The organism is Tenacibaculum sp. 1_MG-2023 (assembly GCF_030547425.1).
GTDB lineage: Bacteria > Bacteroidota > Bacteroidia > Flavobacteriales > Flavobacteriaceae > Polaribacter.
Genome location: NZ_JAUORH010000010.1, coordinates 57,077 through 77,050, shown reverse-complemented (window position 1 = coordinate 77,050; position 19,974 = coordinate 57,077). Strand labels below are relative to the sequence as shown.

17 protein-coding genes are annotated in these 19,974 nt (G+C 31.6%); 13 read left to right on the top strand and 4 right to left on the bottom strand.

All coding sequences use genetic code 11. The features are described from left to right. The first annotated feature begins 31 nt into the window (after nt 1-31). The gene (locus Q4517_RS08715; protein WP_303508137.1) at nt 32-1,102 is read left to right on the top strand and encodes a hypothetical protein; all 1,071 of its coding nucleotides are present in this window, start codon (nt 32-34) and stop codon (nt 1,100-1,102) included. A gap of 63 nt (nt 1,103-1,165) precedes the next feature. On the opposite strand, the gene Q4517_RS08710 is transcribed toward Q4517_RS08715, so the two are convergent. Next, nucleotides 1,166-2,062 carry a sterol desaturase family protein gene (locus Q4517_RS08710; protein WP_303508136.1) on the bottom strand — a complete coding sequence of 299 codons (897 nt, stop codon included), beginning with the start codon at nt 2,060-2,062 and terminating at the stop codon, nt 1,166-1,168. A 123-nt stretch (nt 2,063-2,185) separates the two neighbouring features. On the opposite strand from Q4517_RS08710, the gene rpsF reads away from it, so the two are divergent. The 4 genes from rpsF (at nt 2,186) to Q4517_RS08690 (ending at nt 6,563) form a co-directional block, all read left to right on the top strand. Beyond that, complete coding sequence (gene rpsF / locus Q4517_RS08705; RefSeq protein ID WP_099214475.1) at nt 2,186-2,527, top strand: 30S ribosomal protein S6; 342 nt, start codon at nt 2,186-2,188, stop codon at nt 2,525-2,527. A 3-nt stretch (nt 2,528-2,530) separates the two neighbouring features. Beyond that, nucleotides 2,531-2,827, top strand: a complete 297-nt coding sequence (gene rpsR, locus Q4517_RS08700; protein ID WP_028892048.1) for a 30S ribosomal protein S18 — start codon at nt 2,531-2,533, stop codon at nt 2,825-2,827. 15 nt (nt 2,828-2,842) lie between these two features. Next, the gene (gene rplI / locus Q4517_RS08695; protein ID WP_115901608.1) at nt 2,843-3,289 is read left to right on the top strand and encodes a 50S ribosomal protein L9; all 447 of its coding nucleotides are present in this window, start codon (nt 2,843-2,845) and stop codon (nt 3,287-3,289) included. Nucleotides 3,290-3,395: 106 nt separating this feature from the next. Next, nucleotides 3,396-6,563, top strand: coding sequence for a carboxypeptidase regulatory-like domain-containing protein (locus tag Q4517_RS08690; RefSeq protein WP_303508135.1), 3,168 nt, complete (start codon nt 3,396-3,398; stop codon nt 6,561-6,563). Nucleotides 6,564-6,807: 244 nt separating this feature from the next. Here Q4517_RS08690 and lysA read toward each other — a convergent pair whose 3' ends face one another. The 3 genes from lysA to Q4517_RS08675 all read right to left on the bottom strand — a co-directional run bounded on the left by lysA (nt 6,808) and on the right by Q4517_RS08675 (nt 10,678). Beyond that, on the bottom strand, nt 6,808-8,013 hold the full coding sequence (gene lysA / locus Q4517_RS08685; RefSeq protein ID WP_303508134.1) for a diaminopimelate decarboxylase: 1,206 nt from the start codon (nt 8,011-8,013) through the stop codon (nt 6,808-6,810). A 282-nt stretch (nt 8,014-8,295) separates the two neighbouring features. After that, a complete protein-coding gene (gene pepT / locus Q4517_RS08680) occupies nt 8,296-9,534 on the bottom strand; it encodes a peptidase T (RefSeq protein ID WP_303508133.1) in 1,239 nt (412 codons plus the stop codon). Nucleotides 9,535-9,604: 70 nt separating this feature from the next. Further along, nucleotides 9,605-10,678, bottom strand: a complete 1,074-nt coding sequence (locus tag Q4517_RS08675) for a DUF3810 domain-containing protein (protein ID WP_303508132.1) — start codon at nt 10,676-10,678, stop codon at nt 9,605-9,607. A gap of 127 nt (nt 10,679-10,805) precedes the next feature. Here Q4517_RS08675 and dnaB point away from each other — a divergent pair, with 127 nt between their 5' ends. The 8 genes from dnaB (at nt 10,806) to Q4517_RS08635 (ending at nt 19,966) form a co-directional block, all read left to right on the top strand. Next, nucleotides 10,806-12,320, top strand: coding sequence for a replicative DNA helicase (gene dnaB / locus Q4517_RS08670; protein WP_303508131.1), 1,515 nt, complete (start codon nt 10,806-10,808; stop codon nt 12,318-12,320). 71 nt (nt 12,321-12,391) lie between these two features. Beyond that, nucleotides 12,392-13,045, top strand: coding sequence for an Abi-alpha family protein (locus Q4517_RS08665; protein WP_303508130.1), 654 nt, complete (start codon nt 12,392-12,394; stop codon nt 13,043-13,045). Continuing rightward, complete coding sequence (locus Q4517_RS08660; RefSeq protein WP_303508129.1) at nt 13,046-14,305, top strand: asparagine synthetase B; 1,260 nt, start codon at nt 13,046-13,048, stop codon at nt 14,303-14,305. It begins immediately after the preceding gene. A 317-nt stretch (nt 14,306-14,622) separates the two neighbouring features. Further along, on the top strand, nt 14,623-15,666 hold the full coding sequence (locus Q4517_RS08655) for a hypothetical protein (RefSeq protein WP_303508128.1): 1,044 nt from the start codon (nt 14,623-14,625) through the stop codon (nt 15,664-15,666). An 87-nt stretch (nt 15,667-15,753) separates the two neighbouring features. Next, on the top strand, nt 15,754-16,665 hold the full coding sequence (locus tag Q4517_RS08650) for a hypothetical protein (RefSeq protein ID WP_303508127.1): 912 nt from the start codon (nt 15,754-15,756) through the stop codon (nt 16,663-16,665). A 350-nt stretch (nt 16,666-17,015) separates the two neighbouring features. After that, entirely contained in the window at nt 17,016-17,861 is an 846-nt protein-coding gene (locus Q4517_RS08645; RefSeq protein WP_303508126.1) for a transketolase, read from the top strand. A gap of 139 nt (nt 17,862-18,000) precedes the next feature. Further along, on the top strand, nt 18,001-19,131 hold the full coding sequence (bshA, locus tag Q4517_RS08640) for an N-acetyl-alpha-D-glucosaminyl L-malate synthase BshA (protein WP_303508125.1): 1,131 nt from the start codon (nt 18,001-18,003) through the stop codon (nt 19,129-19,131). Between the two features lie 40 nt (nt 19,132-19,171). Beyond that, on the top strand, nt 19,172-19,966 hold the full coding sequence (locus tag Q4517_RS08635; RefSeq protein ID WP_303508124.1) for a patatin-like phospholipase family protein: 795 nt from the start codon (nt 19,172-19,174) through the stop codon (nt 19,964-19,966). Nucleotides 19,967-19,974 lie beyond the last annotated feature (8 nt).

Below are 19,974 nucleotides of genomic sequence, written 5' to 3'. Positions count from 1 at the left end.
TCCAAATTATTATCAATTTAAAATTATCAAAATGAAAAGAATACTATTGTTAGTGTTGTTTGTAACAACTATTGCCCAATCTCAAGAAAAAGTATTTGAAAAAGAAGTCAAGAAAATATCAATGAGTATTGATAGTATTACTAAGCAGCAAAAAGACTCTTTAAAGATTCGAGTAAAAGAGATTAATACAAAATTAGAAAAGAATACAATATCGTTTGATGAAGCTGCTATATTAAAAAAAGAAACAGCAGCCTATCATGCAGCTCAAATAGAGAAAAAAGTTAGTTTTCAGGAACAAAAACTACAACAACTTGTACAAGACAAAATTGACGGTAAAATATTTAGCAATGAAGAAGAATCACGAGAACAAACTTTTGAAATAGCAAAATTTAAGTTCAGACTAAACTTTTCTGACGATGAAGAAGATGAAGTTGAAAGAGAAAAGAAAAGAAGAAGAAAAAGAACTACAACACAATTTGTTATTGCTTTAGGAGCAAATAATACATTAACAAATAATAAACTAAGCTCTTTAAAGGATTCAGATTATAAGTTTTGGCAATCGCATTTTTATGAGTTAGGTTTTACATGGAAAACACGGTTGTCAAAAGAACCTTCAAAAACATATTTTAAATATGGATTGTCTTTTCTGTGGAATAATTTAAGAGCAAAAAACAATCAATATCATACTGTAAATGGAAATGAAACAAATTTAAGTATTCACCCAGAACAACTTTCTGAAAGTAGATTACGACATGTACAAATGACCTTTCCAATGCATTTAGAGTTCGATTTTTCGAAAAACAAAAAATATTCTGATGGAGAAATTGTTGATAGAACACATCAAAGCTTCCAAGTTGGAGTAGGTGGTTTCTTTGGTTTTAAATTAGGAACTCGCCAATATTTAGAATACAAAAATGCGCAAGGAGTTACGGTTGAAGAAGTTCAGAAGAATAATTTTAATATGAATAAATATAACTACGGATTAAGTGCTTATGTCGCTTACCAAGGAATTGGGTTATATGCTAAATATGATTTAAATCCATTATTTAAAGATACTGATACAAGAAATATTTCATTAGGAGTTCGATTTGATATTAATTAGTAAAATTAAGGCAAACCTCGGGGAATTATATGCCTTTGGAGGTGACAATAAAAAAGGAGAAGTTTAAACTTCTCCTTTTTTATTTTCTTCCCATTCTTTACGTAAATGCATTGAAAGCTTTCCAGTACCGTCGTGTTTCCAACCAGGAGGTTTAAAAAAATACAGTAATCTTTTTCTTAGTGTAGTTTTACTGGTAAAAACATCGTTAAACATATTGTACCATTCAATAAAAGCCACTTTAATAGGGTTGTAAGTATTGATGTTTTTAACTAAGCCATATACTGGTTTTTCAACTTCAGGTTCAAAAGTTCCAAAAAGTTTATCCCAAATAATAAAGATTCCTGCATGATTTCTGTCTAAATATTGAGGGTTGGTAGCATGATGTACTCTATGGTGACTTGGTGTATTAAAAACAGCTTCAAACCATTTAGGTAGTTTATCAATGAGCTCGGTATGAATCCAGTATTGATATAATAAACTAATACTCATTTGAGTAACTATCATTAATGGATGAAATCCTATAATTGCTAGTGGCGCCCAAAATATAAATGTATAAAAACTACCTGACCAAGTTTGGCGTAATGCCGTACTCAAATTATATTTTGTTGAAGAATGATGCACCACATGGCTCGCCCAAAATAGTCTACTCTCATGTGCAATCCTATGATTCCAGTAGTAAGCAAAATCTTCAGCAAATAATAAAATCAACCAAGCCCACCAAGTAAAAGAGATAGTGAACAATCGGTATTGATATAAAAAGAAAAACACTCCAAAAATTAATCCTTTTGTAAGTAATCCTATAAAAACATTACCTAATCCCATAGTAATAGAAGTAGCTGCATCTTTAAATTCATAATCTTCTAGTTTTACTTTAACCGTTAATATAACTTCTATAATAACAGTCAAAATAAAAAAGGGAATAGCGTAATGAACCAAATTAGGGATTTCAGGGATTTGCATAAAAAAGAGTGTTTAGTTACAAACGTACACAAAATCATTAAATTATTTAAGTAATAGAGTTTGTTTATGGATTAAAAAGCAGTATATTTGCAGGCTTAAAAATAAATTTTAAATAATTTAATTATGAATCATTACGAAACTGTTTTCATTTTGAATCCCGTTTTATCTGAAACTCAGATAAAGGAAGCAGTAAAGAAGTTTGAGGACTATTTACTTTCTAAAGGTGCAGAAATGATTTCTAAAGAAGATTGGGGCTTAAAAAAATTAGCGTATCCAATCGAGAAGAAAAAAAGTGGATTTTACCACTTATTTGAGTACAAAGTAGCAGGTGATGCAATTGCTCCGTTTGAATTAGAGTTTAGACGTGACGATAGCGTTATGCGTTATTTAACTGTAAAGTTAGATAAGCATGCTGCAGCTTGGGCTGAAAAGAGAAGAAACCGTGTTAAATCTGCAAAAAAGTAAGAAATGGCATCTATAGAACAACAAGCAAAAGGAAACAAGCAAGGAGAAGTACGTTACTTAACTCCGCTTGATATCGAAACTAAAAAGGAAGCTAAATACTGTCGTTTCAAGAAAAACGGTATTAAATACATCGATTACAAAGATGCAGACTTCTTAATGTATTTAGTAAACGAACAAGGTAAGATTTTACCAAGACGTTTAACAGGAACATCATTAAAATATCAACGTAAAGTGGCTCAAGCTATTAAAAGAGCTCGTCACTTAGCTTTAATGCCTTACGTTGGAGATATGTTAAAATAATAAAGAAGTAGAAACATGGAATTGATATTAAAACAAGACGTAGAAAACTTAGGTTTTAAAGACGATGTTGTAACTGTTAAGAATGGTTATGGACGTAACTACCTAATACCTCATGGATATGCAATTTTAGCTACTTCTTCAGCTAAAAAAGTATTAGCAGAAAACTTAAAGCAACGTGCTTATAAAGAAGCTAAATTAATAGAAGACGCTAACAAAATAGCTGAAACTGTTAAAGGTTATGAAATCAAAATAGCTTCTAAAGTAGGTTCTGGAGATAAATTATTTGGTTCAGTAAACAACATTGATGTTGCTGCAGCATTAGCTAAAGCAGGTACTGAAGTAGATAAGAAATTTATCAAAGTTACTGGAGGTAACGTAAAAAGATTAGGAAAATACAACGCTGCTGTACGTTTACACAGAGCTGTTGTAGCTGACATCGTATTTGAAGTAGTTGCTGAATAGTAACTAAATTGTTAAATACATGTTAATAAAGAAAAAATCCGCTCGGTCGAGCGGATTTTTTTTATGCTTAAATTTGAAATGTAACATAAACAAAATCAGAACTATTATGAAAAAAATACTAATTTTTTCTTTTGTTTTTTTGAGTTTATCCATCTATTCCCAGGTAACCACATCAAAAATAAAAGGAGTTGTAACAGACAATCAAGGTGAACCTTTGTTTGGTGCTAACATTGTCGTTTTGCATGAGCCAACAGGTACTATATCAGGAGCTGTAGCTCAAGATAATGGTAGATATACCATACCTAATTTAAGAGTAGGAGGGCCATATAAAGTAACGTTTAGTTATATAGGGTTTGAATCGCAAGAAGTAACCAACATTTATTTAACTTTAGGTAAAACAACCAATATTGACGGTATTTTATCTGAGGATGGAGAGCAATTAGAAGAAGTTGTTATTTCTTCTTCAAGAAGTAAAGTTTTTAATAATGATAGAACAGGAGCACAAACTAGTGTTAGTTCAATTCAGCTAAAGACATTACCTACTATTTCACGTTCAGCTGCAGATTTTACGCGTTTAGAACCAACTGCGAGTGGAAATTCATTTGGAGGAAGAAACGATCAGTTCAATAACTTTTCATTAGACGGATCTATTTTTAATAACCCTTTTGGTTTAGATTCACCAACACCTGGGGGACAAACAGGTTCTCAACCAATTTCGTTAGATGCAATTGAACAAATTTCAGTTTCTACAGCGCCGTATGATGTAACTTTATCAGGGTTTACAGGTGCTTCTGTAAATGCTGTAACCAAAAGTGGTACTAACGAATTTACAGGTACAGTTTATGGGTTTTACAGAAATCAAGATATGACTGGAGGAAAAATTAAAGGGCAGAAAGTCGTAAAACCTAAGTTAAGTCAAAGTCAATATGGAATTAGTTTAGGAGGACCTTTAATTAAAGATAAGTTGTTCTTCTTTGCGAATTTTGAAAAAGATGATAGAGAAGATTTAGGTACAGCAGGTTGGGTACCAAACACAGGGAGCGGCGCTATTAATGAATCTAGAGTACTAGAATCTGATATGATAGCTGTTCGTGATGCGTTGGCTGCTTTAGGATATGATACAGGAGCTTATAAAGGATTTACGTACGGTTCTGAATCTACAAAAGGAATTTTTAAATTAGATTGGAATATCAACGATAAAAATAGATTAGCATTAATTTATAACTTTTTAAGAGCTTCAAAAGAAACCCCAGCTCATCCAACAGCTTTAGGAAATAGGGGGCCAAGCTTTTCTACCTTACAATTTGAAAATTCGGGGTATGAAATTAATAATAATCTAAACTCTTTTCAGTTAGAATTAAACTCTAACTTATCAGAAACAACAACCAATAAGTTGCAAATAGGCTATACGCATTTTGACGATTTTAGAAATCCGTTATCTACACCTGCACCAGTAATTTCTATTGAAGATGGTAGCGGTAGTAATTATATTATAGCCGGTCATGAGCCTTTTTCTATTCACAATACACTAGATCAACGAGTTTTTCAATTGACTAATAATATGAATTTTTTCAAAGGAGATCATACATATACAGTTGGTTTTTCATTTGAACAATTTGAATTTGAAAACTCATTTAATCTAGGGGCTTATGATAATTTCGGAACCTTTCCGTATAGAGGAACATTTAATATCCCAGGTTTTGGAGGACCATATCCTAATATGGCTAACTTTTTAAATGATGCAGCTGATCCCAATGGTATTTTAGCGACTAATTTAGCTTATGCAAAAAGCAGATATGATGCTCAAAATGCAGCAGGAGTAGGAGTAGACGGCGGTTGGAAATTATCTGAATTAAATGTAGGTCAATTAGCTTTTTATGTACAAGATGAATGGGAAGTGAACGATAAGTTTAAGTTAACGTATGGTGTTCGTTTTGATAAGCCTTTGTATTTTAATACTTCTAGTTTGATTCAGAAATTTATAGATACTGATAATGGCGCAACAAGAGATAATTCAGTATTGTACTACAACCCTAATACAGGTGAAGAACAACAATTACTTTCAACCAAAATGCCTACGAATCAATGGTTAATTTCACCGAGAGTAGGTTTTAATTGGGATGTAAAAGGAAATAATACGATGCAGCTTCGTGGAGGTTCAGGTGTATTCACAGGACGTTTACCTTTTGTGTGGATTGGAAATCAGGTAAGCGGGGCAGATGATGGTTTTTTCCAATTGGTTGATCCAGATTTTAAATTTCCACAAGTATGGAGAACAAATTTAGGCTTAGATTGGAAGTTTGAAAATGGAATTATAGCGACTACTGACATTTCTTATACAAAGGATATCAATGGTGCACATGTACAAAACTGGGGACTAAGAGAGCCTAGTGCGACTTTAAATACGCCATTTGATACTAGAGAAATATATGGCGGAAGTGATAAAGGAAATAATGCTTACGTATTTACAAACTCTGATAAAGGTCGTGTTTGGAATGCTTCTTTAAAGCTTCAAAAAACTTTTGATAACGGGTTGTATACAAGTGTAGCCTATAATTACTTAAATGCACAGGATGTAAACTCAATTGAAGCAGAAATCACGGGAGATGCTTTTGCATTTAATCCTGTTGTAGGAAATGCAAATAACGACATCTTATCATATTCTAAATATGGTGATACGCATAGAGTTATTGGTATACTTTCTAAAAAGTTTACTTATGGAGGAAATAAGTTTGCAACAACTATCTCAACTTTCTTTGAGTATGCACAAGGAGGAAGGTTTAATTATACTTATGGAGGAGATATTAATAACGATGGTTCAGCTGTAAATGACTTACTATATGTTCCAACGAGTTCAGAAGTAAATCAAATGCAATTTAGTGACCCTGCCCAAGCAGCAGCTTTTGAAAGTTATATACAACAAGATGATTATTTAAAAGGGATTAGAGGGCAGTATGTTGAACGTTACGGAGCTTTAGCGCCATGGAGAGGCAAATGGGATTTAAAAATATTACAAGACTTTAATTTTAATGTTTCTGATGAAAAACAAAATACAATCCAATTAAGTCTTGATATATTAAATGTAGGAAATTTACTAAATTCTGATTGGGGAGTGGTTCAGCAACCTAATAATTTACAGCCTTTAGGTGTTAGTTTAGACGCAGGTAACACTCCTACATATTCATTTACTCCAAACTCTATAAAAACATTTGGCTTTGACTCTAGTTTATTGTCTCGTTGGCAAATGCAAATAGGATTACGTTACATATTTTAATAAATAAGAACAAAAGACTTATAAAGCCACTCATTTTTTGAGTGGTTTTTTTGCTTTTTGCCTGAATATTTTGTGATAAAGGGTGCTTTTCCTGTGAAATTGTTGAAATAAATAAGTGATATTTGTAGACGTAAATAAAGATAGGGGACTTTAATTACAACGTTTTAAAATATAGTCTTTGAGGGGTTGATTATATTTTAAAAAAACTCTGGCCTTATTAAGGTCAGAGTTTTTAAATCTAGGATTATAAGATAATACTTTCTTGATTTTTAAGAATATCGTCCATAGTTTCTCTTTTTCTAATCAAATAATCTTTTCCTTTGTAAATCATAACTTCAGCAGGTCTAAACCTTGAATTATAATTTGAAGCCATAGAAAAGCAATAAGCACCCGCATTATGAAAACATAATATATCGTCTTCAGCTATTTCATTGATTCTTCTATTAGAACCAAAGGTATCATTTTCACAAATATATCCAACTATACTGTAAAAGCGTTCTCTTCCTTTTGGGTTAGATAGGTTTTCAATGTAATGATAAGAGTTGTAAAACATTGGACGTATTAAGTGATTTAAACCGCTATCAATACCAGCAAAAACAGTTGAAGTTGTTTGCTTAATAACATTTACTTTTGCTAAAAAACATCCAGCTTCACTTACCAAAAATTTTCCAGGCTCAAACATTAAAGTAACTTCTTTTCCGTAATTTTTACAGAACTCATTAAACCTCGTAGATAGTTTTTTACCTAATTCATTTATATCGGTTGAAATATCGTCTTTTTTATAAGGAACTTTAAAACCACTACCAAAATCAATAAAATCAATGTCTTTAAACTGTCGTGCAGTATCAAATAAAATTTCTGTGGCCCTTATAAAAGTATCAATATCTAAAATATCAGAACCTGTATGCATATGTATTCCATTAATATGCATTCCTGTATTTTCAACAACTCTTTTTATATGAGGTACTTGATGAATTGAAATTCCAAACTTAGAATCGATATGACCTACAGATATTTTACTATTTCCACCAGCCATTACATGCGGGTTAATACGAATACAAACTGGGATTTTAGGGTGTTTTTGCCCGAATAATTCTAAAATAGACAGATTATCAATATTAATTTGAACACCTAATTTAGCAACTTCTTCTATTTCTTGTAGAGAAACTCCATTAGGTGTATATATAATTTCATGAGGCTCAAACCCTGCTAATAAACCAAGTTTAACCTCTTGAATAGAAACTGTATCTAAACCGCTGTTAAGCTTGTTGAAAACCTTTAGAATATTGATATTTGATAAAGCTTTAACAGCATAATTAATCTTTACGTTTTTTACTTTAGAAAAAGCAGATGTTATCTTTTTATACTGAGAAATAATTTTTTCAGTGTCGTAAACATACAAAGGTGACTGATATTTATCGGCTAACTTTAAAAGGTCTTGTCTATTCATTTACTTTAATATTTATGGGCAAAAGTATATAGGTAACTGATTACAAAAAATAAAATGAAAGAAATTCACAAATTTGTGTTTTTTTGTGAAATTAGGGAGTTTTGCGTCTAAGCAAAAGGGAATTTTCCTATGATATAATCTTTTCAAAAGAATCATATTTGCTATGAAATAAAATTAAGGGGATTTATTTCAAACAAAATGATATTTTTTAAGGGGTAAAATATCATAAAAAAAACTCTAGCGGAAGCTAGAGTTTTTGATTTTATAAAAGCTAGTGTAAGATTACTTAAATTTTACCGCAACTTTTTGTGCAATTCCAACAATTACTTCACTAGCCTTTACTATACTTTCAGCAGGAACATACTCGTAACGTCCATGAAAGTTATGTCCGCCAGCAAAAATATTAGGGCATGGTAAGCCTTTATACGATAATTGAGAACCGTCAGTACCACCACGAATGGGTTTAATTAACGGAGTAATTCCCATATCTTTCATTACCTCTTCAGCAATATCAACAATGTGCATTACAGGAGTTACCTTTTCTTTCATGTTAAAATATTGATCTTTAATTTCAACACTAATTAACTTTTGTCCACGTTTAGCATTTAAAACTTCAGCTAAATCTAATATCGCTTTTTTACGGTTGTTAAACTGGTCCATATCATGATCTCTAATAATATAGCTCAACGTAGTTTGCTCAACTTTACCTTCCATGTGGTGTAGGTGGAAGAAACCTTCATAACCAGTTGTTCTTTCAGGAACTTCATCTTCAGGCAATGCATTGATAAACTCACTAGCAATAAGCATAGAATTAATCATTTTGCCTTTTGCATATCCTGGGTGTACAATTTTACCTTGAATAGTAACTGTAGCACCAGCTGCATTAAAGTTTTCATATTCTAGTTCTCCAATTTGACTTCCATCCATGGTGTAAGCCCATTCTGCACCAAACTTTTCAACATCAAACATATGTGCACCTTTACCAACTTCTTCATCAGGAGTAAAGCAAATACGGATTTTGCCATGCTTAATTTCTGGGTGTTGGATTAAGTACTCCATTGCAGAAACAATTTCAGTAACACCTGCTTTATCATCAGCACCTAATAAGGTAGTACCGTCAGTAGTGATTATAGTTTGTCCTTTATATTGTAGTAAATCATCAAAATAATCAGGAGATAAAACGATGTTTTCTTCTTTGTTTAATAAGATATCTTTTCCGTCGTAATTCTCATGAATTTGAGGTTTTACATTAGCTCCAGTAAAATCTGGACTTGTATCAATATGAGCAACAAAACCAATAGTTGGTACTTCGTAATTTAAGTTACTAGGTAACGTTGCCATTAAATAACAATTCTCGTCTAATTCAACATCTTCCATTCCTATTTCCTTTAGTTCTTTTTCAAGAACCTTAGCTAAATTCCATTGCTTTTCAGTACTTGGAAATGCAGGGTTATTAGGGTCACTTTCAGTATCAATAGTTACATATTTTACAAATCGGTCGATTATATGTTGTTTGTTCATCGTAGTATTTTTAAAGCACCAAAAATAGCCAATTCAAATGTATTTTATCAATTGAAATACAATGAAATTTTCAGGAATCTTTCTTTTTATAATATGCTATTAATAAATCAACAACATAACTGTATGATTGAATTCCTTTTGATTGATTATTGGCTTTAAGGTAAGAGTTGTACCCTTTTTTTAAATACGGCTCAATAGGGTTTTTAAACTGTTTCCAATGTAAATAAGTCGCTTTATAGTCCTTATATACACCTTTATTTACTGTTTTGGCAATTTCTTTACCTAATTCTTTATCTCTCTTATAAACTTGACCAATACAATAATTATAAGCCATACGATATCCAGAATATTTAAAATACAAGTCTTTATTAGCTATTGAAGCTAAAAAGCTTACAAAATTAGCATCGTTTTCAGCAGCCCAACCAATTTGATGCGCCATTTCATGACAAATAGTTGCGGGATAACCAGTTTTAGGAATCATATTATTTACCTGAGCTTCTCCCGTTATTGGATTTAAATATCCAGATGTTCCATTGTATGACTGAAATAAACTTACCAATGAACTTTTAATTGAGGAAGTTTGATAAACTAATTGAGGATAAGTTTTTGATAGTTCTTGAAAACCGTTAGGAGCTAAACTGTAAATTTCTCTTTGAGAATAAGGAACAATTATAGCTACTGAATCATTTTTTGTTATTTGTAAATGAACTTTGTTTAATTCTGTTACAATCTTCTTAGTAGTTGAAATTAATTCTTCAGTTGTATAGGTAGATTGTTTTAGTTTAAGATTTTTAGCTAACGGCTCTCTAAAATAATTTAATCCCCAAAAAGCATAAAAACAAAAATAAATAATAGATAAAATTGCAATAAATTTTACTAACTTAGGAAGGAAGTTTTGAAACCTTTTTTTAATTAAAAAATAGATAGATTTTAATAAAAGATACAATAAAACAAAACCAATTATATCCCCAACAGAAAAAGGAATCCAACCTAGAATAATTCGAAAGAATTGTGAAATATACGGGTAAATTCCATTACTATAATAAAATTCAATCCATTGTGGTTTTTGGCTTATAAAAAGCACAAAAATTACTTGAATAGGCAGAAATAAAGCAACAAAAAAATATTTTTTTAGGTTATGCATGCCACCAAAAATAAGAAAGTTGTAAGGTTATCAACAAGTTAATAACAGTTTATTTACAAAAAATGTGCATAAAGAAAATTGAATAATGTCTCTACTAATATCATCTTAAAAATTTACTTTTGCTATTATGGAAAGAACCCAATCTCTCAAAGGAACAAAAATAGATAAAGCTAGAATTATAAGCTTAGAAAAAGGAAAGTTACCACCACAGGCTTTAGAGTTAGAAGAGGCTGTTTTGGGGGCTATGATGATTGATAAAAAAGGGATTGATGAAGTAATTGATATTTTACATCCTGATGCTTTTTATGATAAAAGGCACCAAGAAATTTATGCCGCTATTTACGAGCTTTTCCAAAACTCAGAACCAATTGATTTACTTTCTGTATCAAATCAATTAAAGAAAAATGGAAAGTTAGATTTAGCAGGAGGAGATTTTTACTTAATTGGGTTAACCCAAAAAGTTGCCTCATCTGCACATATTGAATTTCACTCTAGAATTATTCTAGAAAAATTCATTCAGCGTAAGCTAATTACTATCTCTTCAGAAATTATTGAAAATGCGTATGATGAAACTGTAGATGTTTTTGATTTATTAGATGACGCCGAAGGAAAACTATTTGAAGTAACACAAGGAAACCTTAAAAAAGGAGCAGAAAGAGCTGATTCGTTAGTACAACAATCGATTAATAAAATCCAAGAGATTTCTACCAAGGAAGGAATGAGTGGTTTGGCCACTGGATTTACAAAACTAGATGCTTTAACATCAGGTTGGCAGCCTTCCGATTTAATTATCATTGCAGCTCGTCCTGGTATGGGTAAAACAGCCTTCGTAATATCGATGGCAAAGAACATGGCAATTGATTTTAATCATGCGGTAGCTGTATTTTCATTAGAGATGTCATCTGTACAGTTAATCACCCGTATGATTTCTTCTGAGACAGGATTGACATCAGAAAAATTACGTAAAGGAAATTTAGAGCCACACGAATGGGAGCAGTTAAACGTGAAAGTGAAAAAACTTTCGGATGCCCCTATTTTTATAGATGATACACCAGCATTATCTATTTTCGATTTACGTGCAAAAGCACGTCGTTTAGTGTCACAACACGGAGTTAAAATCTTAATTATTGATTACTTACAGCTAATGACAGCAGGAGGAGCAGGAGGTAACCGTGAACAAGAAATTTCGACGATTTCGCGTAACTTAAAAGCACTAGGTAAAGAATTAAATGTACCTGTAATTGCCCTTTCTCAGTTATCACGTGCGGTTGAAACCCGTGGAGGAAGTAAACGTCCGTTACTATCCGATCTTCGTGAATCTGGAGCAATTGAGCAGGATGCCGATATTGTATCGTTTATTTATCGTCCTGAATACTATGGAATGACAGAATGGGATGACGACGATCATTCGCCATGTGAAGGACAAGGGGAGTTTATTGTAGCAAAACACCGTAATGGTGGATTAGATAATATTCGTTTGAAGTTTACAGGACACTTAGCAAAGTTCTCAGATTTAGAAGAAGGGTTTAGTAGTGAATTCCAATCGAGTATGAACTCAGGGTTTAACGATGAAGTAGCGTCTAGTAATTTTGCTTCACCAGAAGATGCTTTTGGTCCAAGTGACGATGATGTTCCGTTTTAATCTTTAAATAAAACTTAAAATATTATAGAATACACAATTACTTCGAAGTAATTGTGTATTTTAGTTTTATAATGAAAGAAGAGTTAGAAAAAATTAATGGAATTGGCTTAGCAGCAGAAAAAGCGTTAAACTTTATTGAGAAACTAATAGCTGCTCCTTTGATAGAAGGAACAGGAATACTTACTGATAAAGTAGAGTATTGGAGGTTTAAAAATAAAGTAGGCATAATTTTAAAGGCTAAAGAGTTTTTAAAATTAAAAGGTATTGAAACTCCAAAGAAAATTCCTGTAAAGGATTTATCAACACTACTAGAATATAGTTCATATGAAGAAGATAATTTTATGAAAGATAGTTGGGCTAATTTACTTTCAAACTCTTTAAATCCAGAAAACAAATTTGATAGTAATAATATATTTATTCAAATATTAAATCAAATTTCTTCTGATGAAATAGTTCTGCTCTCATCAATTAACAAACTAAGTTCTTTAGATAAATTAGATAGACACTTGTTAAAAGAAGAAATAAAAGAAAAATTAGAAGCTTTTAATGAAGAAATTAAATTAGTTTTAATAGATAATCTACTAAGGTTAGGGGTGTTAAAAGAGTTATATGATGTAAATTTTTCAAATAGTATAGTACCTGGTCCTTTAGATAATGTTTTTTTAGGTGAATTTTATTCATTAACTAACTTAGGAAAAACCTTTTTAGGCAAAATAACTTCATAAATGAAACAATTTCTCTACATACTAACATTTTTCCTTTTTTCAAACTCACTATGGGCATCCTTTATTTATGTACCTATGAGTAACGAAAATCAAAAGAATCATTTAAAAGCATATGGTATTGTGTATTATGCTTTGCAAAATGGTTTGAAAGCTAAATGGTTATTAAATTATGATGGAGGTGCTTTTTTAATTGAAAATAATGAAGCGGTAGAAAAAGAATGTAAAATACGAGGTGTTTCCTATCAAATAATTTCAGATGCTAAATCAGCATTAATTTTAGAAGAAATTTCTTCACCTTCAAAAAACCAAGAAGCAGTAACTTTAGAAAAAGCACCAAAAATAGCGGTATATTCTCCTAAAGATAAAATGCCGTGGGATGATGCGGTAACGATGGTATTAACGTATGCTGAAATATCTTTTGATGTAATATATGATGAAGAGGTGTTGAATGATAAATTGTTATTGTATGAGTGGCTGCATTTACATCATGAAGACTTTACAGGGCAGTATGGACGTTTTTATGGAGCTTTTAGAACAGCTCCTTGGTATATTCAACAAAAAAAAGATGCTGAAGCTTTAGCGAAAAGATTAGGGTATAGTAAAGTGTCTGAAGAAAAAGGAGCAGTAGCCAAAAAAATTAGAGATTATGTAGTTGGCGGAGGGTTTATGTTTGCGATGTGTTCTGCAACTGATAGCTTTGATATTGCACTAGCTGCTGATGGGGTAGATATTTGTGAAGGAATGTTTGATGGAGATGCTTCAGAGCCTAATTATCAATCGAAAATTAACTTTAATAAAACACTTGCGTTTAAAGATTTTGAATTGATTCGTAACCCTACTACCTATGAGTTTTCTTCAATAGATATGACTCGTAAGCGAAGAATAAGAAAAGAGGTAGACTATTTTGTATTGAAAGAGTTTTCGGCAAAATGGGATCAAGTTCCAACAATGCTTACCCAAAATCATACTATGTTAGTTAAAGGTTTTATGGGACAAACAACTTCTTTTGACCCTAATACAATAAAATCTACAGTCATTGTTTTAGGAGGCAATAAAACCAATGGAGAGGGGCGCTATATTCACGGAACTAAAGGGAAAGGAATGTTTACTTTTTATGGTGGTCATGATCCTGAAGATTATCAGCATAGAGTAGGAGACCCTAAAACAGAGTTAGACTTACACCCAACCTCTCCTGGATATCGTTTAATATTAAACAATGTATTATTTCCTGCAGCTAAAAAGAAAAAACAGAAAACATAATCCATATGTGTAATTATCTGTTTTTTAGCGTCTTATATTGTTTTTGGTTAAGCCTTGTACCTATTTAATACTACTTAACGTATTAATAAACAACGTTTAAGGTTTTTGTAAAGTGATTCGTTTGTTATTTATATAATTTAGTAAGAGTAAAACCAAAACTTGTATTGTATGGTTTATGATTAGCGCGCAACTTTATACTTCATACCTCATTCTTTAATTTAATAGCTTGATCATCTGTTAAATAGTTTTGGATTTTTAGGCGTATACCGAAAAGCCTAAATAGAGTAGGTAAAAACTAAACTTAAAACTAAATTATCATGGCAACAAAACTTACAGAACCATCTAATGGTGTCGTAAAAGAACAAGTTGGAGCAAATATGGAAACTCCAACTAATGGAATGTATAATGCCCTTTGTCAATCATTAAACTTAAGTGACAAAAGTTTTCAAATGATACAAGGTGTATTACCAGTCCAAAGTTCAGCGTCAGAACTATATAACTATTTTGATGGTGTTCCCCCAAAATCTGTAGGAGTATTGTATGAAGGTAACCCTTTAAATACTTTAAGCGGTAATTACGCTACAATGCTAAGTAAAACAGAAGATACAGGTACATTCTTGTATAAAATAGCAATGAGTAATTATACAAACTCTAACAATTGGATTGGAGGCAACATGGGAACTAACCCTATATACACTCCAGCCTTTGAAGAGTTAAAATTACAAGTTGAAAAAGGTTCTTCTGCGGCAATTCATTTTGATTCTCAAACGTCTAATGATGATATTCAAAACTCATGGGCACAAAGCAACGGTTCTTCAGGAGTTGGTTTCTGGGGAAAGAAGTCTAATAGTGTTTCAAAACCATTAAATGAAAAAGCTTCTGCAAGTAGAATTACTGTAGATATGAATTTTAATAAGTATGCTTTTCTAGCTGTTAGAGCAGGAGGATGGTTTTTCTCTGGTTATTTTACTGATATGTACCAAAATCCTGATCAATTTCAAAATCAAGATGATTGGAATAATTTATTTGGTCCATCTGGTTCTTTACAAAGAGTAACCAACCAAGCTTTACTTGTTTCTGGTTACACAATTACTGTAAAATCTTGGGCAACTTATAGTCAATCTGATTTTGAAGAAATTGAAAAAAGTACAGAGACCAATGTATGGCCATTCTATACATCAGGATCATCATCAAAAGCTACATCTAGCTATAAATTTAATGATGATAAAACGATTTCTGTAACAATTACATCAGCACCAGGAGATTTACAAATTTTTGGTATGGGAGTAATTCCAACAGATAGAGCTGTAACAGGTGGTAGTACAAACCATGTTTTAAAAGCACCTTCAAGATTAATTTAATCTTATAGTTAAGAGAGCACATGAAAACCATGTGCTCTACTTAACCTTTTACATAAATTTATTATAGTTAACTTAAAATAATGAATAATGAAGTCCCCCGAGAGTTTTAATTATTTAGTATTAAACGAACTGGCAGAGTTATTTAACGCACAATTAAGTAATTTTACATTCTATGCATCTTTACCAAATTTACCCACAAACGAAGCTGATTTCTCAGTTTTATTAGATACTATTCCAGTAGGAACCGAGTTTTTTGATAGCGCCCTTCCTCTAAATTATTTTAGTGAGGTGTATGGGAGAATTTTAAATGCTCAAATAAACCAACCTTTAGCGATTCAAATAGGGTTGAATGATTATAATAACGCAACAAACTGGATAGTCCCATATACAATACCAAAGTATACACCTAGCTTAAATACTTTTAAAGGAGTAATAGGAAACTCCTCACAGTCAAAAATTATTGTAAAATCAAACGAACAAGTTATACGCATTCCTGTTTACCCAGAATTTCCTGTTTTAGTTGTAAATACCTCTTTAGATAATTTTACTAATGAAGTAGCAAAATCAGTTGTAACAGTAAGCATAGCTTTTAGTAAATCTACTACACAGAAAATTAACTTTGGAAATTGGTTTTCATCTGCTGCTTTTTTATACGCATATCATACTCCAAGTAATTGGGATGACTCTGTAATATCTTGGGATGAAGTTTTTAATCCCAAAACAGGAATGTTAAAAAACATTAATTCTTATGTATCTGCTGTTTCAGATATGACAATAAAAATTCATATTTCTGGAACATATACAGAAGAAACAGTAAGTTTACTAACATCTATTCCAGAACAAGTAATATTCCCTTTTTATCAGCAAATAAATGTAGCTGCTATAGAATACACTTTAGGAACTGACAAAAGCTTAACGATTACGTTAAAAGTTCCTAATAATAACGAATACTACCTTTTTGGAGTTCAATATCAAAATGTAGAAGAACTGTTAAATTAATACTTACTTAAATAGTAAGAAGACTTATAGCCTTTTACTATTACTAGAATCTAAAAGTATCAAAAAGACATGATTTTCTTATTTTTATAATTATCTATAAATGAATTTTTTGCTTGTTTTTGGAAGTCAATTTTTATAAAAACAGAGTACAACTATTTGTGTATTAAACAAACAAACAAGTTATTTGAACCACGTAAATAAAGGGTTCAGTAATTATTCAATTAGAAAGGGAAAATTTAACGAAAAAGAAAACGTAACTCATATGAACCCTTTTTCTTTTACTTAAATAAAAAAGTAATTGCTCATTTTTACATAATCAATTACATTTGTGGGCATAAAACAAAACAATAATGCCAACAACACAACAATTACAAGAGTTTACACAACAAGTTCGTAGAGACATCGTACGCATGGTACATGCTGTAAATTCAGGACATCCAGGAGGTTCTTTAGGATGTGCAGAATTTTTTACGTGTTTATACCAAGAAATCATGGATTATTCTACTGATTTTTCTATGGATGGTAAAAACGAAGATTTATTCTTTTTATCAAACGGGCATATTTCGCCAGTTTATTATAGTGTTTTAGCTCGTAGCGGATTTTTTCCGGTAGCGGAGTTAGCTACTTTTAGAAAACTAGACTCTCGTTTACAAGGACACCCAACTACACACGAGCATTTACCAGGAATACGCATTGCTTCAGGATCGTTAGGCCAAGGTATGAGTGTTGCTATTGGTGCAGCTCAAGCAAAAAAGTTAGATGGAGACAACAAAACGATATATTCATTACATGGTGATGGAGAGTTGCAAGAAGGTCAAATTTGGGAAGCTGTGATGTATGCAGCGGCTAAAAAAGTTGACAACTTAATCTCTACAGTAGATGTAAACGAAAAGCAAATTGATGGTTCTACGGATGAAGTTTTAGCTATGGGAAGCTTAAAAGCTAAATTTGAAGCTTTTGGTTGGGATGTTGTAGAAATTACTGAAGGTAATAATGTAGAAGCTGTTTTAGCAGGAATGGCAGAAGCAAAGTCACGTACAGGAAACGGAAAGCCAGTTTGTGTATTATTACGTACAGAAATGGGAAATGGAGTTGATTTTATGATGCATACACATGCATGGCATGGTAAAGCACCAAACGATGAGCAATTAGAGGTTGCCTTAGCTCAAAATCCAGAAACCTTAGGAGATTACTAAGAAAAGATATAATCAATACCATAAACGCCATTACGAATTACGTAATGGCTTTTTTTTATGAAAAACTTTACAAAAAAAAGTAAGTAATACCGTAAATTTACGTCTGTAATCATATTCAACAAATAATCAACAGATACAGATGAAAATAGGAATTGTATGTTACCCTACCTTTGGAGGAAGTGGAGTAGTGGCGACCGAATTAGGAATGGCATTAGCAGATAAAGGGCATGAAGTACATTTTATAACTTACAATCAGCCTGTTCGATTAGATTTCTTTTCTCATCGTTTGCATTTTCATGAAGTTGTTTTAGAAGAATATCCACTATTTCAATATCAGCCTTATGAATTAGCTTTATCAAGTAAAATGGTAGAAGTAGTTCAAAAATATGAACTTGAAGTGTTACATGTACATTATGCTATTCCGCATGCATACGCTGCCTATATGGCAAAAAAAATGCTTGAAGATAAAAGTATTGATATAAAAGTAGTAACAACACTACACGGTACGGATATTACCTTGGTAGGAAGTCATCCAACTTATAAAACTGCTGTAGAGTTTAGTATAAACAAATCAGATGAAGTAACAGCTGTATCCAATAGCTTAAAAGAAGATACACTTCGATTATTTAATATTGAAAAAGATATTAAAGTAGTATACAACTTTATTGATGGAGAAAAATATGACAAGGCGCATGAAGGAGAGTGTAAAAGAGAAGCGTTGGCACAATCTGAAGAGAGAATTTTAACACATATAAGTAATTTTAGACCTGTAAAACGAACCGATGATGTAATTCGAATTTTTAATAAGGTTCAAAAAGAAATTCCTTCAAAATTACTAATGGTTGGTGATGGTCCTGAACGTTTAAAAGCTGAAAATTTAGTTAAAGAATTACAAATAGAAGATAAAGTACTATTTATGGGAAATAGTACAGAAGTTGCAAAAATATTATGCTATACAGATGTGTTTTTATTACCGTCTGAAACGGAAAGTTTTGGGTTGGCAGCCTTAGAAGCCATGGCGGCAAGTACACCTGTTATTTCTACTAATACAGGAGGGTTACCAGAAGTAAACATTAATGGTAAAACAGGTTTTTTAAGCGAATTAGGCGATACTGATGGTATGGCTAACAATACTATTGATATTTTGAAAGATGATGTGGTTTTAAATAAATTTAAAGAAAACGCTAAAGAACATATTAAGCTATTTTCACTAGATAATATTCTACCAGCTTATGAGAAACTCTATAAAAAATGTTCAGTAGAAGCATAAAAATTATATTATCTTAAAAAAAGCTAATAAATAGAGAAAGATGATTAAAGAAAAGTACCAATGTTCTCTTGAAAAAATAAAAACTTTAGACGCTAAAGTACCTATAAATTTAGTGCTAAGTGGAGGAGCAGAAAAAGGAGTAGCACATATTGCTTTATTAGAAAAACTGGAAGAGTTAAATATTAAAATTAATGCTATTTCGGCTTGTAGTTCAGGTTCTTTAGTAGGATCTATGTATGCTTCTGGTATGAGACCAAAAGAAATATTAAACTTTTTTAAAACGACTGAGATATTTCAATTTTCTTGGATAACAATAGCTAAACCAGGTATTTTTAATTCTTCTAATTATGCAAGATTAATAGAAGACAAAATTAAACCCACATTTGAAGAGTTAAAGATACCCTTAACGGTTTCCACAACTAATTTAAATAGAGGAACCACTCAGTATTTTCATGAAGGTGATTTGCTAAAACCAGTATTAGCCTCATGTGCATTACCTGGCTTATTCAACCCTGTAAGGATAGATGATATGCTTTACTCTGATGGTGGAATTATAGATAACTTTCCAACTACACCATTTAAAGATTCAGAATATCCCATTATTGGAAGTTATGTGGTGTATCCTTCAGAAAAAACAAGCGAAGAGTTGAATACCACCTTAAAAGTTTTAGCCCATACATCTAAACTACTGATGTTATCCTCTGAAGAGCATAAGTTTTTTAAAACATACGCTACTATTTGTTTTCCTCTAGGAGAATACAGTGGATTTAGCACAAAAGAAGTAGATGCTATTTACGAAACAGCTAAAAAATATATAAACGGAAGACTAAAATAAAGAAAAGA

Bases quoted from the DNA above. Each gene is read 5' to 3' on its own strand.
- Q4517_RS08715 (WP_303508137.1), top strand. From the start codon at position 32: ATGAAAAGAATACTATTGTTAGTGTTGTTTGTAACAACTATTGCCCAA.
- Q4517_RS08710 (WP_303508136.1), bottom strand. From the start codon at position 2,062: ATGCAAATCCCTGAAATCCCTAATTTGGTTCATTACGCTATTCCCTTT.
- rpsF (WP_099214475.1), top strand. From the start codon at position 2,186: ATGAATCATTACGAAACTGTTTTCATTTTGAATCCCGTTTTATCTGAA.
- rpsR (WP_028892048.1), top strand. From the start codon at position 2,531: ATGGCATCTATAGAACAACAAGCAAAAGGAAACAAGCAAGGAGAAGTA.
- rplI (WP_115901608.1), top strand. From the start codon at position 2,843: ATGGAATTGATATTAAAACAAGACGTAGAAAACTTAGGTTTTAAAGAC.
- Q4517_RS08690 (WP_303508135.1), top strand. From the start codon at position 3,396: ATGAAAAAAATACTAATTTTTTCTTTTGTTTTTTTGAGTTTATCCATC.
- lysA (WP_303508134.1), bottom strand. From the start codon at position 8,013: ATGAATAGACAAGACCTTTTAAAGTTAGCCGATAAATATCAGTCACCT.
- pepT (WP_303508133.1), bottom strand. From the start codon at position 9,534: ATGAACAAACAACATATAATCGACCGATTTGTAAAATATGTAACTATT.
- Q4517_RS08675 (WP_303508132.1), bottom strand. From the start codon at position 10,678: ATGCATAACCTAAAAAAATATTTTTTTGTTGCTTTATTTCTGCCTATT.
- dnaB (WP_303508131.1), top strand. From the start codon at position 10,806: ATGGAAAGAACCCAATCTCTCAAAGGAACAAAAATAGATAAAGCTAGA.
- Q4517_RS08665 (WP_303508130.1), top strand. From the start codon at position 12,392: ATGAAAGAAGAGTTAGAAAAAATTAATGGAATTGGCTTAGCAGCAGAA.
- Q4517_RS08660 (WP_303508129.1), top strand. From the start codon at position 13,046: ATGAAACAATTTCTCTACATACTAACATTTTTCCTTTTTTCAAACTCA.
- Q4517_RS08655 (WP_303508128.1), top strand. From the start codon at position 14,623: ATGGCAACAAAACTTACAGAACCATCTAATGGTGTCGTAAAAGAACAA.
- Q4517_RS08650 (WP_303508127.1), top strand. From the start codon at position 15,754: ATGAAGTCCCCCGAGAGTTTTAATTATTTAGTATTAAACGAACTGGCA.
- Q4517_RS08645 (WP_303508126.1), top strand. From the start codon at position 17,016: ATGCCAACAACACAACAATTACAAGAGTTTACACAACAAGTTCGTAGA.
- bshA (WP_303508125.1), top strand. From the start codon at position 18,001: ATGAAAATAGGAATTGTATGTTACCCTACCTTTGGAGGAAGTGGAGTA.
- Q4517_RS08635 (WP_303508124.1), top strand. From the start codon at position 19,172: ATGATTAAAGAAAAGTACCAATGTTCTCTTGAAAAAATAAAAACTTTA.